This window comes from Stappia stellulata DSM 5886 (assembly GCF_000423705.1).
Lineage (GTDB): Bacteria > Pseudomonadota > Alphaproteobacteria > Rhizobiales > Stappiaceae > Stappia > Stappia stellulata.
Map to the genome: position 1 here is coordinate 138,697 of NZ_KE384082.1, position 15,848 is coordinate 154,544.

General features: G+C 64.3%; 17 protein-coding genes. 10 read left to right on the forward strand and 7 right to left on the reverse strand.

Features of this window, described 5'->3' with window-relative positions; all coding sequences use genetic code 11:
- Positions 1 to 3 precede the first annotated feature (3 nt).
- The 3 genes from flgG to flgH are packed head-to-tail and all read left to right on the forward strand — an operon-like array spanning position 4 to position 2,533.
- Positions 4 to 786, forward strand: coding sequence for a flagellar basal-body rod protein FlgG (gene flgG, locus G572_RS0112975; protein WP_029058854.1), 783 nt, complete (start codon positions 4 to 6; stop codon positions 784 to 786).
- Between the two features lie 29 nt (positions 787 to 815).
- Entirely contained in the window at positions 816 to 1,781 is a 966-nt protein-coding gene (gene flgA, locus G572_RS0112980) for a flagellar basal body P-ring formation chaperone FlgA (protein WP_037547058.1), read from the forward strand.
- Positions 1,781 to 2,533, forward strand: a complete 753-nt coding sequence (flgH, locus tag G572_RS0112985; RefSeq protein WP_037546826.1) for a flagellar basal body L-ring protein FlgH — start codon at positions 1,781 to 1,783, stop codon at positions 2,531 to 2,533. Before flgA ends, flgH begins: the two co-directional genes overlap by 1 nt.
- Before the next feature lie 161 nt (positions 2,534 to 2,694).
- On the opposite strand, the gene G572_RS25505 is transcribed toward flgH, so the two are convergent.
- From G572_RS25505 to G572_RS0113000, 3 genes are all read right to left on the reverse strand, one after another.
- The gene (locus G572_RS25505) at positions 2,695 to 3,882 is read right to left on the reverse strand and encodes an HD-GYP domain-containing protein (protein ID WP_051242322.1); all 1,188 of its coding nucleotides are present in this window, start codon (positions 3,880 to 3,882) and stop codon (positions 2,695 to 2,697) included.
- Positions 3,883 to 4,124: 242 nt separating this feature from the next.
- Entirely contained in the window at positions 4,125 to 4,541 is a 417-nt protein-coding gene (gene dksA / locus G572_RS0112995) for an RNA polymerase-binding protein DksA (RefSeq protein WP_029058857.1), read from the reverse strand.
- 188 nt (positions 4,542 to 4,729) lie between these two features.
- A complete protein-coding gene (locus tag G572_RS0113000; RefSeq protein ID WP_029058858.1) occupies positions 4,730 to 5,149 on the reverse strand; it encodes a flagellar assembly protein FliX in 420 nt (139 codons plus the stop codon).
- A 244-nt stretch (positions 5,150 to 5,393) separates the two neighbouring features.
- On the opposite strand from G572_RS0113000, the gene G572_RS0113005 reads away from it, so the two are divergent.
- From G572_RS0113005 to G572_RS0113025, 5 genes are all read left to right on the forward strand, one after another.
- Complete coding sequence (locus G572_RS0113005; RefSeq protein WP_029058859.1) at positions 5,394 to 6,506, forward strand: flagellar basal body P-ring protein FlgI; 1,113 nt, start codon at positions 5,394 to 5,396, stop codon at positions 6,504 to 6,506.
- Positions 6,506 to 6,829: a rod-binding protein gene (locus tag G572_RS0113010; RefSeq protein WP_029058860.1), complete on the forward strand. Its 324-nt coding sequence runs from the start codon at positions 6,506 to 6,508 to the stop codon at positions 6,827 to 6,829. Before G572_RS0113005 ends, G572_RS0113010 begins: the two co-directional genes overlap by 1 nt.
- Positions 6,826 to 7,323 carry a hypothetical protein gene (locus G572_RS0113015; RefSeq protein ID WP_208979110.1) on the forward strand — a complete coding sequence of 166 codons (498 nt, stop codon included), beginning with the start codon at positions 6,826 to 6,828 and terminating at the stop codon, positions 7,321 to 7,323. Before G572_RS0113010 ends, G572_RS0113015 begins: the two co-directional genes overlap by 4 nt.
- Positions 7,324 to 7,743: 420 nt before the next feature.
- The gene (locus tag G572_RS23740) at positions 7,744 to 8,118 is read left to right on the forward strand and encodes a flagellar protein FlaG (RefSeq protein WP_051242324.1); all 375 of its coding nucleotides are present in this window, start codon (positions 7,744 to 7,746) and stop codon (positions 8,116 to 8,118) included.
- Positions 8,119 to 8,252: 134 nt separating this feature from the next.
- Positions 8,253 to 10,067, forward strand: a complete 1,815-nt coding sequence (locus tag G572_RS0113025; RefSeq protein WP_084650120.1) for a tetratricopeptide repeat protein — start codon at positions 8,253 to 8,255, stop codon at positions 10,065 to 10,067.
- Positions 10,068 to 10,089: 22 nt separating this feature from the next.
- Here the strand turns inward: G572_RS0113025 and G572_RS0113030 are convergent, their stop codons facing one another.
- The 4 genes from G572_RS0113030 to G572_RS23750 are packed head-to-tail and all read right to left on the reverse strand — an operon-like array spanning position 10,090 to position 13,601.
- Complete coding sequence (locus tag G572_RS0113030; RefSeq protein WP_029058863.1) at positions 10,090 to 10,797, reverse strand: acylneuraminate cytidylyltransferase family protein; 708 nt, start codon at positions 10,795 to 10,797, stop codon at positions 10,090 to 10,092.
- Positions 10,794 to 11,546 (reverse strand): class I SAM-dependent methyltransferase, encoded by a 753-nt coding sequence (locus G572_RS25510; RefSeq protein WP_051242326.1) that lies wholly within the window; start codon positions 11,544 to 11,546, stop codon positions 10,794 to 10,796. Before G572_RS25510 ends, G572_RS0113030 begins: the two co-directional genes overlap by 4 nt.
- Positions 11,543 to 12,739: a polysaccharide pyruvyl transferase family protein gene (locus G572_RS0113040; RefSeq protein ID WP_029058864.1), complete on the reverse strand. Its 1,197-nt coding sequence runs from the start codon at positions 12,737 to 12,739 to the stop codon at positions 11,543 to 11,545. Before G572_RS0113040 ends, G572_RS25510 begins: the two co-directional genes overlap by 4 nt.
- Positions 12,732 to 13,601 carry an N-acetylneuraminate synthase family protein gene (locus G572_RS23750; RefSeq protein ID WP_037546828.1) on the reverse strand — a complete coding sequence of 290 codons (870 nt, stop codon included), beginning with the start codon at positions 13,599 to 13,601 and terminating at the stop codon, positions 12,732 to 12,734. The genes G572_RS0113040 and G572_RS23750 overlap by 8 nt, the downstream gene beginning before the upstream one ends.
- Before the next feature lie 357 nt (positions 13,602 to 13,958).
- On the opposite strand from G572_RS23750, the gene G572_RS0113050 reads away from it, so the two are divergent.
- Together G572_RS0113050 and G572_RS23755 are read left to right on the forward strand one after the other, a co-directional pair.
- Positions 13,959 to 15,344: a flagellin N-terminal helical domain-containing protein gene (locus G572_RS0113050; RefSeq protein ID WP_029058865.1), complete on the forward strand. Its 1,386-nt coding sequence runs from the start codon at positions 13,959 to 13,961 to the stop codon at positions 15,342 to 15,344.
- A 217-nt stretch (positions 15,345 to 15,561) separates the two neighbouring features.
- On the forward strand, positions 15,562 to 15,848 hold a 287-nt coding region (locus tag G572_RS23755; RefSeq protein ID WP_037546830.1), incomplete at its 3' end, for a flagellin N-terminal helical domain-containing protein.

Below are 15,848 nucleotides of genomic sequence, written 5' to 3' on the forward strand. Positions count from 1 at the left end.
GCGATGAAGGCACTTCATATCGCCGCGACCGGCATGCGGGCCCAGGAGCTCAATGTCGAGGTCATCTCGAACAACGTCGCCAACATGCGCACGACCGGCTACAAGCGCCAGCGCGCCGACTTCCAGGATCTGCTTTACCAGAACCTGCGCCGGATGGGCACGAACTCCTCCGCCAACGGCACGATCGTGCCCACCGGGGTGCAGATCGGCTCCGGCGTCAAGACGGCCTCGACCGCCCGCATCATGAGCCAGGGCAACCTCAGCCAGACCGGCAAGGAACTCGACGTCGCCGTGCGCGGCGAGGGCTTCTTCCAGATCCAGCTGCCCGACGGCGGCGAGGCCTATACCCGCGACGGCTCGTTCGAACGCGATGCCAACGGCCAGTTGGTGACCGTCGACGGATATGCCGTGGCGCCGGGCATCGTCATCCCGCAGGACGCACGCGACGTCACCATCAGCGCCGACGGACAGGTCCAGGCGCTCGATGCCAACAACGCCATCCAGCAGCTCGGCCAGCTCCAGCTGGCCCGCTTCGTCAACAAGTCCGGCCTGGAAGCCATCGGCGACAACCTGTTCCTGGAAACGGAATCGAGCGGTGCCGCAGTGGTCGGCAACCCGGCAGATGCCGGCTTCGGCGACCTCATGCAGAATCACCTCGAAATGGCCAACGTCGAAGCGGTCGGTGAAATCTCCGACCTGATCGCCGCCCAGCGCGCCTACGAGATGAACTCGCGCATCATCAAGGCCGCCGACGAAATGTCGGCAACCACTTCCAACCTGCGCTGACGCGCGCCTGGATGATGAGGAGCGCACAGATGATCCGCCAAACCCTGATCGCAGCGACAGTCCTGTTCCTGGCCGCCGGCCAGGCGATCGCAGCCGGCGCGCTGCGATCCCACGTCGCGGTCACCACCGACATCGTCACCGTCGGCGACTTCTACCCCGGGGCCGGACGTTTCGCTGCCACCCCGCTGTTTCGCGCCCCCGATCTCGGCACCAGCGGCCCAGTTTCGGCCGCGATGGTTGCCGAACGCGCAAGGGCTGCCGGATATCTCGACGCCCAGACCGACGGTCTGCGCCATGTCGTCGTCGAACGGCTTGCCGTCACTGTCGGCATGCCGCAGCTGGAAGACGAAGTGCGCGCTGTCCTTGCAGAACGCCATCCCGAGACCGACCAGGACCTTCTGGAGATGTCGCTGCGCGGCTTTTCCGGCACCCAGTTGGCCGACGCCGGCGCGCAGGACCCTGTCACGGTCACCTCGGTGGCCTGGGACCGCCGCTCCGGTCGGCTGACTGCAAGCCTTCGCATCAACGCCGGTCCGCGCAGCCAGACCGCCACCCTGACCGGTCGCCTAGTGGAAATGGCACGGGTCTACGCTCTCGCCCGCCCGCTGGACCGCGGCGACGTGGTGCGCGACGGCGACCTGATCGTGAAGAAAGTCCCGCGCACGCGCCTGACGGCCCGTCATGTCGAGACCCCCGAGGAGATCGTCGGCCTCGCCGCGCGCCGCGGCATCCAGGCGGACCGCCCCTTGCGTGAAGCAGACTTCGAACCGCCCCTTCTGGTGACGCGCGGAACCAAGGTCACGCTGGTTTTCGAGTCGAATGGCCTCACGCTGACCACCATCGGTCAGGCGCTCGCCAACGGCGCCGAGGGCGATATCGTCGACGTTCTCAATATCCAGTCCCGCCGGACCGTTTCCGGCGTTGTTCGCGGCCATGACCAGGTCGAGGTCGGTCTCGTTCACCGCCGCATCGCACAGCTCCAGGAGACGAACTGATGGCCTCCGTCCCCCGTATCGCACGCGCGGCACTCGTCGCGTCCCTCGCCCTTGTCGTCACCGCCTGCGGTGCGGCCGACCGCCTGTCCAACGTCGGCAAGGCTCCGGCCCTGACCGCGATCCAGGACCCGACGACCACGCCCGGCTATCGCCCGGTGCAAATGCCGATGCCCACCCCGCAGTCGGTTCACTACAATTCCAACTCGCTGTGGCGTTCGGGGGCACGCGCCTTCTTCAAGGACCAGCGTGCGGGCCGGGTCGGCGACATCCTGACCGTTCTGGTAACGATCTCCGACAAGGCCGAATTCGACAACCAGACCGCCCGCAGCCGCACCGGATCCAACGCCAGCGGAACCGGCGGCGCGGTCGGCGCCGGGATCAACACCCTGTTCCTGCCGGGCGGGACCTCCTCCGAAAACCTGGTGACCGCTTCAGGCGAGACCAACTTCCAGGGCAGCGGCAAGGTCGACCGCGAGGAAAAGCTGCAGACCAAGGTCGCGGCCGTGGTCACGCAACTCCTGCCCAACGGCAACATGGTGATCGAGGGCCGCCAGGAAGTCCGCGTCAATTTCGAGGTGCGCGAACTGATCGTCGCCGGCGTGGTCCGGCCCGAGGACATCGCCGCCAACAACACCATCGAAAGCGAGAAGATCGCCGAAGCCCGTATCGGGTATGGCGGACGCGGCCAGATCACCGACGTCCAACAGCCGAGATACGGAAATCAGGTTCTCGATATCGTGCTGCCTTTCTAGAGGCATCACGACCCCGGGCCGCGCGCGGGCTCCCCAGCTTCGCGCGGCTCTCTCCCCAGCCGGACCACTGCTCCCCAGGCACGGACGGCGAACGGGCACGGCTCATCTGCTCCCCGGCAGGCCGTGCCCGTTGCAGTTTCAGGAAAGCTCCGGACGTGGCGTCAGCCGGTGGCGCGCCGAGCGACATTGCGGACGGGCGTCGCGCGGTCCAGGGGATGAAGGCCGTTGACGAGACAGTCGTCTGCCGACACCGCTTCCGCGTCCCGCGACGACCGCTGTGATCCGAAAACCGGGTTGAGCACCATGTCGCGAAAGGCGGCGAACAGGCGCGGATCGAGCTTGCCCTTCATGCCCGCCATCTCGGTGATCGCCAGACGCGGCGTCATCGCGGCCTTGTAGGCCCGCTCTTCCCTCAGCGCGGAATAGATGTCGACGATCGTCAACATGCGAACCAGCGGCGAGATCCGCTCATCGGTCAGTCGATCCGGGTATCCGCTGCCATCGAGATACTCGTGATGGCTTCGCGCGGCCTCGACCACGAGCGGATGCGCGCGTCCCCCGCGACGCAAGGCCTTGGCGCCCCGCAACGGATGCATCATGATCGCCTGGCGCTCCTGGTCGGTGAGCGGCCCGGCCTTTTCCAGGATGCTGATGGGAATGAACAGCTTGCCGACATCGTGCAGCAGGCTGGCCTGGGTGAAGACCAGGGTATCGTTCGCCGACAGCCCGAGGTTCCGTGCAAAGGCATCCGCATAACCGGCCACCATCAGAATATGGCGGCAGGTCTGGCTGTGGTGCATCTCCACCGCATTGATCCACTCGACAAGCCCGACGCTTTCAATGGCGGCCCCGATATTCTGGGAACTCGCGCTCAGGAGACGCAGCGGCAGTGGCGCGTCGTCGCGCATGGCCGAGGCGACCTGCCGAAACAGCATTCCGGTGGATTCGATGGCCTGGACCACCTGGGCGGGCTGGTCCTTCAAGCTGTGCGCAAGCTCCCGGTTCAAGATGCCCTGGATCGCGGCGAGCACATCCTCCACCGGCTGGTGTGACGCGACAACCCGGCCGATTCCGACAGATTCCGCCTGGACGATGCCCGCCCGGTCCGTGTCCTTGGCAACGTAGATGCAGTCGTCCCGCCGGCGGGCCTCGTCGCAGGCGTCCTCGATCCGTGCAACCTCGTCGACGCTGCGCAGCGCCGCATGCACCACGATCACGCGCGCACCGGCAACATGCCCGGGCTCGAGCGCAGTTGCCAGAACCCGCGTCACGCTGAACATGGCGGACGTCTTGTTCAGGACCGCCGGCACGTCCGTTTTGTCGTCGACCACGAAAAGAACATCGATCATCGGATCCGCATCAACCTCCCTCAACGGCAATGCAGTAACGTCATGCTTTGCCGGGCGTTGGAACCGATTAAAACAGAGCTCTCTTTTCGAACCCTTAATTCAATCCTTTACACATTGCCGGTTTCCGGACCGACACTTCATCGAATTTTCCTAAAAAAAAAGGCCCGGACTGCCGGGCCTTAAAAAGGGATCTTGTGCATTCCGGTCCGGGGCAAGACGCCCCGGGGCCGCTGCGGGACACCTCAGTCGTCGCGATACACTTTCTCGCGACGCTCATGGGCTTCCTGCGCTTCCAACGACAACGTTGCGATCGGACGGGCTTCAAGCCGCTTCAACGAAATGGGGTCCCCCGTTTCGATGCAGTATCCGTACGATCCGTCAACGATCCGGTCGAGTGCCGCATCGATCTTTGCAATCAACTTCCTCTGCCGATCGCGTGCTCTGAGTTCGATGGACCGATCCGTCTCCGATGACGCCCGGTCCGCAATGTCAGCGTGATTCTGGCTTTCCTCCTGGAGATTTTCCAGGGTCTCGCGGCTCTCCTTCAGAAGGTCTTCCTTCCACCGCAAAAGCTTGTTCCGGAAATACTCGCGCTGACGCTCATTCATGAAGAGCTCGTCCTCGCTGGGACGATACTCGGCATCCAGCTCAACCGTCATGTCCTACTCCGGCTCCCGTTAGGCCGCGCGGAATATAGCGGGAGGAAGCGCAAACGACAACGCTGCGTATGCGGAAAATACTATCATTTTTTTGTTATATTTTTCAGCTAGTTGATTGACAGAGTGCCGCAAGGGCGCGCATTTTTTCGCGGCGCGACGCTGCGTTGTCCTGTCCCTGCGGGAATTGCCTAGGCGTCGAAACGGCCAAGCTTGGCCAGCTCCACCTTCGCCCGCAATTCGATCTCGTCGATCACGCCTTCCAGATCAGGATCGCCGCTGTCGGCGCGCCTGGCGAGCATTCCCACGATCCGGTCGAGACGATCCGCGGAGACACGTCCGCCCAGAAGATCCGCTTTCAGCGATTCCATCCCGTCCAGCAGATCGTTTCCGCGCGCCACGGCCTTGCGGCGCCCGACAAGCGGGTCGTCGACTTCCTGAAGCGCCAAGAGCGCGCCGATACCCGCAATGGACGCGGCGGCCGCGCTGCCACTCGACGCGCTGGCGCGCTCGCCCGAGGCGACACTGAATTCGCCGCCGCCCTCGCCGTCGCGCTTCTTCACGCTGCGCCCCTTCACGCCGGAGGCGGGCGTATAGCCTGAAATCTTCATCTGGGGAAACCCGTGGTCTGATCGGCATTGTCCATGGGTACACAATTTTCCGAGTTGGTAAACGAAGCGTTAACAAGCCGGCAATTTTTGCCCCTTCCTCGAAAGGCCACCGTCTGTCGAGACGCATGCAATCTACAAAGATACTTTGAAATCAGAGGCTTGTTCATTTCTTTCCAAATTCCTTACGATTGGCATGAGCCTCGCATACCGGGAAGCGAACATTCAACCGATCGGAACCCGGTTCATGACGCTGACCACAATCCTTCGCGTTTTCACCTTGCTGGCCCTGCTGCTGGGAACGGGCGCGGCCCACGCGTCGTCGCGCATCAAGGACATCGCCGACTTCGAGGGCGTCCGCGACAACCAGCTGATCGGTTACGGCCTCGTCGTCGGCCTTCAGGGCACCGGCGACAGCCTGCGCAACGCCCCCTTCACCCGGCAGAGCCTGGAAGCGATGCTGGAACGGCTCGGCGTGAACACGAGGGGCTTCAATCTCAACACCGACAATGTCGCCGCTGTCATGGTGACGGCGAACTTGCCGGCCTTTTCCACCCAGGGCACACGCATCGACGTGTCGGTCAGCGCGCTCGGCGATGCCGACAGCCTTCAGGGCGGAACGCTTCTGGTCACCCCGCTTCTGGGTGCCGATGGCGAGGTCTATGCCATCGCGCAGGGGCCGTTGGCGATCGGAGGATTCACCGCCCAGGGCGATGCCGCCACCGTGACGCGCGGCGTTCCGACCGCCGCGCGCATCGCCAATGGCGCGCTTGTCGAGCGCGAGATCGATTTCAAGCTGGCCTCCATGACGACCCTGCGCCTGGCGCTGCGCAACCCGGATCTGACCACCGCGCGCCGCATGGCGCTCGCCGTCAACGAGCTGATCGGCCTGCCGACCGCCGAGCCGCTCGATCCCGCCACCGTGCGCATCGACCTGCCGCGCGAATTCAACGGCAACATCGTCGACCTGCTGACCGACATCGAGCAGCTGATCGTCGAACCGGACCTGCCGGCGCGCATCGTGATCGACGAGAATTCCGGCATCATCGTCATGGGCCAGAACGTCAAGATCTCCACCGTGGCGATTGCCCAGGGCAACCTGACGGTGACCATCGCGGAAAGCCCGGAGGTGGTCCAGCCGCTGCCCTTCGCCAACGGACAGACGGCGATCGAGCCGCGCACGGATATCCTGGTCGACGACCAGAGCGACAACCGCCTCGCCGTTCTGCCGAAGACGGTCACGCTGCAGCAGCTCGTCGACGGCCTGAACGCACTCGGCATCGGCCCGCGCGACATGATCTCCATCCTGCAGGCCGTCAAGGCATCCGGCGCCCTGCAGGCCGAAATCGAGGTGATGTGATGATGAACGCCCTGACGAGCGATCCCGCCCTCACCGCCGCGCAGGGACGCGTTCAGGCGCTCGGCTCCCCCGCCACCGCACAGGCCGGCAACCGGCAGCAGGCGGAAGAGTTCGAGGCGATCTTCCTCAACACCATGTTCCAGTCGATGTTCGCCGGCCTGGAAGAGGGCGGCGGCACCTGGGGCGGCGGCGCCGGCTCCGACGCCTGGAGCGGCATGCTGGTCGAACAATTTTCCGACACCATCGCCCGCGCCGGGGGCATCGGCATCGCCGATTCCATCCAGCGCGAGCTCCTTGCTCTTCAGGAGACACCCGGACAATGAGCCTCGACACCAAAACGATTGCCGCACTGGCCCCCGAGTTCTTCTCCGGCTCCATCGCCGACCGCGAAGCCGCGGAAGCCACCTGCCGTCGACTGGCCGCCACCATGACCGATCTCCTGGCCGTCGTGGAACGGGAAACCGATCTGGTGCGGGCCGGCAAGCTGGAGGAAGCCGGCGAGTTGCAGCCAGAAAAGGCCAATCTCGTCAGCATCTACATGCGCGGAATGACCTATGTGCGCGACCAGACGGTCGCGCTCGGCAATCTCGCTCCGGGGCCCGTGGAAGATCTCAAGCGACGCCATGCCGAGTTCCAGCCGGTGCTGCGGATCAACCTCGCCGTTCTCGCAACGGCACGCGAGGTGGCCGACGGGCTAATGCGCAAGGTCGCGGAAGGCGCGGGATCGCGCCGCGCACCCACCACCTACGGCCCGGGCGGCTCCGCGCCTCGCAGCCCGTCCGCAGTGGACGGCATTGCGGTCAATCGCGCGCTCTGACAAGGACGCCGTCGCAAACACGGGCGTCGTCACAAACGCTCCTATCGCCCTGCTTCGATGCCGACCCGCCACACGGGTCGGCATTTTGCTTTCGGCACCTCACCAACTTCGACAACAAGGGCAACGACATACCCCGCCGCAAGGCCTCCTGTTTACGATCTCGACGGCGAACATCGGACCGTACCGGGAACGAATCAGGATCAATTCACATCATAGCTAAATGCTAACGAATCCTTTAAGATAGTATTCACAGTTTTCAAATAACATCCGTTCCATGGATTTTTAAGTTGCGGGCATAAATTACTCATATTCGCAAGCTGGAGAGCTGGCGAAAACATGGTTAACCTGAAGGCCCTCGTGACTTTACCGGATCGGCAAGAGGATCGTTTCGACCTCCTGCCATGTAGGGAGACTGAGGACATGGAAACGGGAGTGACCAGGGCGCCTGCCTATCAAACAGCATTGGTGCCCACACGCGGCCGGGAAGCGGTCAATCCGCCTTCGGCACCGACCGACGTCCCGGCGGAAAAGGCGGTTCAGCCCTCGCAGGAAAGCACGGCCATGCGGCCCGAGGCGGAAAACCCGGCATCGCAGCGTCCCGTCGGGTCGCAGGACATAAAGCGTGAGGAATACCGCGACACGATCACCGACTCGCTGGTGTTTCGGGCAATCGATACCGAGACCGGAGAGGTCGTCCGCCAGATCCCCGACGAATCGCTTCTGCGCCTGCGTCGTGCGTTCGCCGAAACCACCCACAAGGACATGACCGGACTGGACGTCAACCGCAGCCTTTAGAGACACGTCGCATCCGCGCGCGGCGCGCGGTGCAAGGCGGAGAGCCCGGTGCGTCTGCCCCGAGACGCCGCACGCGGCCGGCCATCCGAATCAGCTATAGTCGCGCCTCCCACGCACAGCGAACGGACGCGCGCATGTCGGCCCCCTCTCCCGCAGTTCTGGAGCAGATGCGCAAGGCGCTTGTCCTGCAGCGCGACGGCAATGTCGCCCGCGCCCGCACGCTCTATGAAAAGATCCTCAGGAAAGACCCGCAAAACACCGAGGCGGTGAACCTGCTCGGCTTGTGTTTCCTGGAACAGGACTTTCCCAAACGGGCACTCGCCCTGTTCGAACGCGCAATCGCGCTTGTGCCGAACGAGGCGCGATATCGCGTCAACCGGCTGGACGCCCTGGAGCGGCTCGGCGATCAAGATGCGGCAATCGCCGTCGCGGATTCCGACGTTCAAGATGCCGCCGATCCCGCTCTCCTGTACCGCCGGGCGTCGCTCCTGCGCCGGTCCGGGCGGATCGCCGACGCGCTTCGCGCCTATGACGCCGCCGTGCGCGCGGATCCCGCAAACGGCGAGGCACTCGTCGAATTCGGCCAGACGCTGATCCTTGCCGGAAAGCATGAAGAAGCGACGAAGCTCCTGGACTTCGCGCTACAGGCCATGCCCGGTCACACGGGCGCGATCCTGTCCCTGGCGGATGCGCTCAATCAGCTCGACCGGGCACCGGACGCTCGCGATCTTCTCATCGCGCGCGCCGACGCCTTCGACCTCGAGCATGACGCGATCTATCACCTCAGTCTTGCCAACAGCCACTGGGGCTGCGGCGCGCATGCGGCGGCCGTCGACGCGGTCGACGCTGCGCTGGCCCTCGGTCTCGACACCGTGGACAGCCGGCTCGTGCGCGGCAAGGCGCTGTATCACCTCGGCCGTTTCGAAGAGGCGATTGCGGATCTCGAAAAGGCCCATTCGCGCGATCCCGAACGGCACGAAGCCGCCATGACGCTCGGCTTCGCCTATCTCTCCATCGGCGATCTGACGCGCGGCTGGCCGCTTGCCGAACGCCGTGTGGAGGCCAACCTGACCGGCCTGATCACCCGCCAGTTCACCAGGCCCAAATGGCAGGGCGAACCGCTCGAGGGCAAAACGCTGATGGTCTGGGACGACCAGGGCATCGGCGACGTGCTGCGCTGCGCGTCGATGTTCACCGAGCTTGCGGAGCAGGCGGACCGGCTGGTCGTGGAATGCCACCCCAAGATCGTGCCATTGCTTGCGCGCAATTTTCCGCAGGCGCAGGTCCGCGCAAGGCAGCACGAAGCGCGCGGCACGCTCGTCGGCGAAGAGGATTTCGACCTGCAATGCGCCTTCGGCGCCTTGCCGATGCATCTACGACCGACCCATGCCGCCTTTCCGAAAACGCCCGGCTATCTTGCGGCGGACCCGCAGCGCGTCGCGGAGCTGAAGACACGCGCGCCGCTCGACGGCCCGCGCCCGAAGGTCGGCCTGAGCTGGACCAGCGGCAACCGGTCCGGCCTTCGCCGCCATTCCTACCTGACGCTTGAAGACCTGCTGCCGTTGCTGAAAAACGACGCGGTCGATTTCGTGCTGCTCGACTACACCGACCGCAGCGCGGAGATCGCGGAAATACAGGCGCGCAGCCCGATCACGCTGCACCGCTGGGGCGATCTCGATCTTTACGACGACCTCGAGACCGTTGCGGCGCTCACCGCCTGCATGGATCTCGTGATTTCCGCGAATACCTCGGTCGCCGACATGGCAGGCGCACTCGGCGTTCCCGCCTGGCGGTTCGGACCGGTGACCGGAACGGTGTTGCTCGGTGCCGACACCCCGCCCTGGGCGCCCGCCACGCGCTATTTGCGTCTCGACCCGCAAGTGCCGGCGAGCGGGATCGTCCCGCGTCTGGTGGCGGATCTTGAGGCATGGTGCGCCGCGCGGGATTGACGGCGCCCCGAAGGGCGCCCGCTCACATCTGGATCGGATGAATGTCGAGATTTCGCGCGAGCCGCTCGAGCATGAGTTCGGCAACGGCAATATCGTCCGGCTCGTCGATCTCGACGACCTCCTCGTCGGTGGTCTCGAAGAAACCGACCCGCCCTGTCAGCCGACACCCCGTTTCCAGGAAACTCTGCGTCCTGAACAGGTAGAAATTCCCGGTCTCGCGATAATAGCGGTCCTCGGGCGGAATTTGCTGACGCATCAACCGGTTGTGCGGGTCGTAGAGCGGCTGCGGTTCGGGCAGGTTGCGCCAGATGTAGTTGCGGATCAAACGGGCGGAAAACAACGAGTCGTAGCCCCCCTCGACGAAATGGCGGAAGGCGTCGGCAAGCGTGTCACGCCGGCGCACCGGCGACGTAACCTGCGGAAACAGCACCGCTTCCGGCGTCTCCGGCCGACAGATCTCCGCAAGCGCATGGCGCAGCGCGCCCTCCGCCGGCGAGATGTCGGTCGCCAGATCGTCGGGACGCAACACCGGCACCCGCGCGCCGAAGGCACGGGCCGTTTCGGCGATTTCCTCGCTGTCGGTGGAGACGACCACGTCGCGCACGAAACCCGAGGCGCGGGCGGCTTCGATTGTCCAGGCGATCAGCGGCTTGCCGAAAACCGGCACCAGATTCTTGCGCGGGATCCCCTTGGACCCGCCGCGCGCCAGCACGATGGCATCGCAGATCATGCTGCTTTTTCCGCAAAGACCGTCACGAAGGACCCCCAAAATGCCGGCGAAACGCCCTTCTCCGGCTCAAGCATGCGCGCCCAGGCCTCGTCGGTGGCAAAACGCGTTCCGAAGAAAGGATACTCCACCGCCGCAACGCGAAAGCCGGTATCGCGCAATAGCCGAAGCAATGAGTCGTCGCTGAAAAGGCTGACATGCGTCGGATCGTGCAGCAAGCGGAAGCGTTCGCCGAAGAGCCGCGCGGCGGGACTTGCGAAATTCGGCGTGCCGACCACGAAGAGTCCGCCCGGCGCAAGCAGATGCCGCACGGTCTCCACGAAGCCGACCGGGTCCTCGATATGCTCGATCACATGATGCGCGACAATCGTGTCGCAGGAGCCGGCCGGGAAAAGACCGGCTGTCAGCTCACCGCGCAGCGTGCGCGCGCCGCTGCGCTCCGCCGCCACCCTGACGGCGCGTTCGGACGGATCGACACCGACGCGCTCGTGTGCCGGGGAGATCTGTTCGAGCAATTCGCCCAGCCCGCAGCCCACGTCGACCACCCGCCCCGCGGGACGGACGTTCACCGCCTCCGCGATATAGGCAAGATCCGCCTTGCGCTGGTCCCGTTCGGCGGCGAGATCGCGCAGATTGCCGTCGGGATCGCGTTTTTCGTCCCAATATTCCGGCTCGACCGCACGCGCCGGATAAGGCACGAAATAGGCGTGCGATCCGTAAAGCGCGAGACACTGGTCTATGATCGAACTCACGGGCGTGTCTCCGTTCGGTTCGTCAGCCAGGTCGCGATCTCCCCGTGATAGCGCGAAAGCACGGCCCGCTCCTCCCCCTTGATCCCGGCGAACCGCCGACGCACCGGACCGGGGTCGGCAAGGTCCCGCGCAAGTCCGGCAAAGAGCGGCTGAAGATCGCTTCGCTCCGAAAACGGATGACAGCGCTCCGACAGGCCATAGGCGGCGAATTGCCCCTCGACCTTGTGATGGGTGGAAATGCCGCGAACCGGCGTCGCAAAGCCGATCGACCCGAGCGAGGCATGATAGCGCATGGAAATCACCGCCGAGGCGCGTCGATAGAGATCGAAGGAGGCAGACCAGCCCGCGTCGCCCTGGGCAAGCCCGGCAACGAGCACGCGTGTGCGCCGCAGCCGGTCGTCGAAGGCCTCGAGAACGGATGAGATGGGCTGGAAATCGCTGTAGATATGCGGCACGAAGATGCAGAGGAGATCGGGATCCTCCCGCATCAGCGCGCCGAGCCCGTCGGCGATCTGCCGCGCGAACCGCTCGGTCAGATCCGCGCCGTCGGCGCTTCGATAGCGCTTGTCCGGCATGTCTCCGGCGAGATTGACCGCGATGAAACGCGTCTCCGGCGAAAGTCCCGGATGGGCCCGGCTCTGCGGTTCGGCAAAAAGCCCGCCGTCGGGAACGATGGCCATCGCTTGTGCATAGTCCGCGCCGAGATGCGCGCGAACCAGATCGGCCGAACCGTCGTTTCGCAGAGAAAAGCGGCAGTGGTCCAGCGGCAGGAGATCGTCGAGAAAGGCGCGCGTGCGCTCCACGGCCAGCGGATTGACGCCGCGCGTCGCATCGCATCCAAGCCCGTGAAACCATACCGGACACGGAAGGCTTGCGAAAAACTCGGAGGTCGCGTCGAGATAGGTGCCGGAAACCGTTGTGTCGCGCCAGAGCTGGAACAGGCTGAACCCGCCCACGACGAGGACGTCCGCCTGTTCCGCCTCGGCGAGGAAGCTGTCGTCGAACGACCTTTCGCGCCAGTGAATGAAGTCCCGGACCTCGCAGGCGCGGTGATCGAGCGGAAACGGGAAGTCCGCGGCACGTGTGCGGTATTCGCCGTCATGCATGGCGTTGTCGCCGAGGTTTCCGACGAAGGAGGCCAGGTGAAATGCGGTGAGCTTGCGCCTCGCCGGCGCGGCGCCGATGTCACTCAACGCCCAGCGTGTCCTTGCGGCGCAGCTTGTCCATCACAGGACGTTCACGCTCGTAGATCCTGATCTGCCCGTCGCCGCGGGCCTTTTCCGCCAGACGGATGCCGGCGATCATCTCGGTCATCTGCGGCACGTCAATGGAGGAGGACTGATCGGAGCCCCACATCGCCCTGTCGAGCGTAAAATGCCGCTCCACCGAGACCGCGCCGTAGGCGATCGACAAGATGCTCGGCAGGATGCCCTCCTCGTGACCGGAATAGCCGATCTTGAGATGGGGAAAGCGCTCGCGCAGGGTCGAAATGCCGGCGAGATTGATCTCTTCCGGCAGCGCCGGATAGGTCGAGGTGCAATGATACAGGCAGGCGATTTCGCCACCGGCCGCCTCGATGGTCTCCACCGCGCTGCGAACCATCTTCAGATCGCACATGCCCGTCGAGACCAGGAGCGGGATACCGGAGCGCGCGGCGCGCTCGATCAGGCCGCGGTCCGTGACGGAAGCCGAGGCGATCTTGAGATAGGGCATTTTGAGGTCGACAAGGAAATCGAGCGCCTCCTCGTCCCAGGGCGAGGCGTACCAGACAATGCCGAGATCGGCGCAAAAATCGGCGAGACGCCGGTACTCCCTGCGCCCGAACTCGAGCCCGCGCTTCAGATCGCCATTGGTTTCGCCCAGAGGCGACTTGCGCGGCTTGGCGAGTTCGTCGGCTGTATAGACGACATCCACGGTGCGCTTTTGAAACTTGACCGCATCGCAGCCCACCCGATGCGCGGCCCGGATCATCTCCAAAGCCAGATCGAGACTGCCATTGTGGTTGATGCCAATTTCGGCGACGACCGCGCAGCGGTCAAAGGAGAAGAGGCTCATCTGGCGTATTTCCAACGTCTGTGGGGCATTTGCTGCGACCGTTCGCCCGGAAGCAGCCCGCTCGGGACAATCCTTGCACGCCCTGCCCGTCGGGACCGTGCTCCATCCTCTGCCTCATCCTTCGGATCGGATGGGAAGACACCGCTCAGTATCGCGGATACGGCCTGATTCGGCGACCCCCTTCAAGCATTTGCGCAAAGACGCTCCTCTCCCGCGCCCCGGCCTGGAAGGTCCTAACGCTACGTTAACCCTAATTCTCGTTAACCCTTTGTTTTTACGAGCTGTTTGGGAAATCGAACCTAACGTGAGCGGGCAACGAGAACGCGTTGCAAAGACCCGCACCAGAAAGGTACGACAATGAGTGTTACTCTCTCCGCTGGCGTTCGCCAGAACCTGCTCAACCTGCAGCAGACCGCCGACATGATGGCTTCCACGCAGAACCGTCTTGCCACCGGCAAGAAGGTCAACTCGGCCCTCGACAACCCGACCAACTTCTTTACCTCCAAGAGTCTCAACTCGCGTGCGGGTGAGCTTTCGAGCCTGCTCGACGGCATCTCCAACGCAACGAAGACGATCGAGGCCGCCGACAACGGCATCAAGGGCATCACCAAGCTGGTGGAAAGCGCCCAGTCGACCGCTCGTCAGGCGCTCCAGGATGGCGGCGCCGGTTCCGGAACCGTGGTCGAAAGTTCCTCGTCGATCTCCACCAACGGCCTGACGCCGATTTCCGGAGAATCGATCCAGGACCAGGCCAAGCGCCAGACCCTGTCGAACCTCGGCTTTGCCGCCGGCGACACCATCGATGTTCAGGCAACCGACACCGACTCCGGTTCGGTCTCCAACATCTCGATCACCGTCGGCACGACGCAGAAGGTCGACGGCACCGGCCCGGTTGCGACCGTGCAGGACGCTGTTGACGTGATCAACGCCTCGGGCGTTGCCACGGCCGAAGTCACCGACGCCGGCAAGCTGAAGATCGGCGGCAGCGATTCCGACACGTTGAACCTGACGATCACCGACACGGGCGGCGACGCCTCCACGGCGACGACGCAGGCGACCTCGCTGGCCGCAACGCTCGGCTTCGGCACCAACTCCAACGTCGACCTGTCGGAACCGGCCGACGGCGACTTTGTGGACGCCGGCGAAACCGCGGTGACCTTCACCGACGGTGCAACCGCGGGCGACGCCGACAGCCTGGCGATCACCACCCAGGCCAATCCGGCTGCGAACTCCTCTTCCCGCCAGAAGCTGGTGTCGCAGTTCAACGACATCCTGGGCCAGATCGACAAGCTCGCCGCCGACTCCAGCTACAACGGCACCAACCTGGTGAACTCTTCGTCCTCGACGCTCACCGTGGCCTTCAACGAGAAGCGCGACGCGGCCACCAAGTCGGAGCTGACGATCCAGGGCGAGGACCTGACGTCGTCGGGCCTCAGCCTGAGCGCCGTGTCCAGCTTGAGCGACGACGAAGCCAACGCAACGCTCGACAGCCTGTCCGAGGCCCTGTCGACGCTGCAGGAAACTGCCTCGACCTTCGGTTCGAACCTCAACACGGTGAGCATCCGCGAGGACTTCACCAAGGATCTGATCAACACCCTGCAGACGGGTGCGGACAATCTGGTTCTGGCCGACACCAACGAGGAAGGTGCAAACCTTCTGGCCCTGCAGACCCGTCAGTCGCTGTCCACGACGGCCCTGTCGCTGTCCTCGCAGGCTGACCAGGCGGTGCTGCGTCTGCTCTAAGTCAAGGCAAGCAAATCCAAAATACGGGCGGCGGGTTTCGACTCGCCGCCCGCTTTTCTATCCGTTGCGATATGGTTAACAAACCCTTTGGTTTAAAAGGGCATTTCGGAATGGACGAAACCTTCGATTAACCTTAAGTTAGCCTTTACGGACCTATTCTGGCAGCGCGCCTCAGGACGAGGCCACAACGCTTTGGGCAGCCAGAAAGGATTTCCGAATGTCCGACATTACCCTCTCCGCCGGGGTTCGCCAGAACCTGCTTACCCTGCAGAGCACCGCCGACATGATGGCCTCCACACAGAACCGCCTTGCCACTGGCAAGAAGGTCAACTCGGCCCTCGACAACCCGACCAACTTCTTTACCTCGCAGTCGCTCGGCGCGCGCGCCAACGACCTTGGCAACCTGCTGGACGGCATCGGCAACGCGATCAAGACGATCGAGGCCGCCGACAACGGCATCACCGCCATCACCAAGCTGGTGGAAAGTGCCCAGTCGACCGCCCG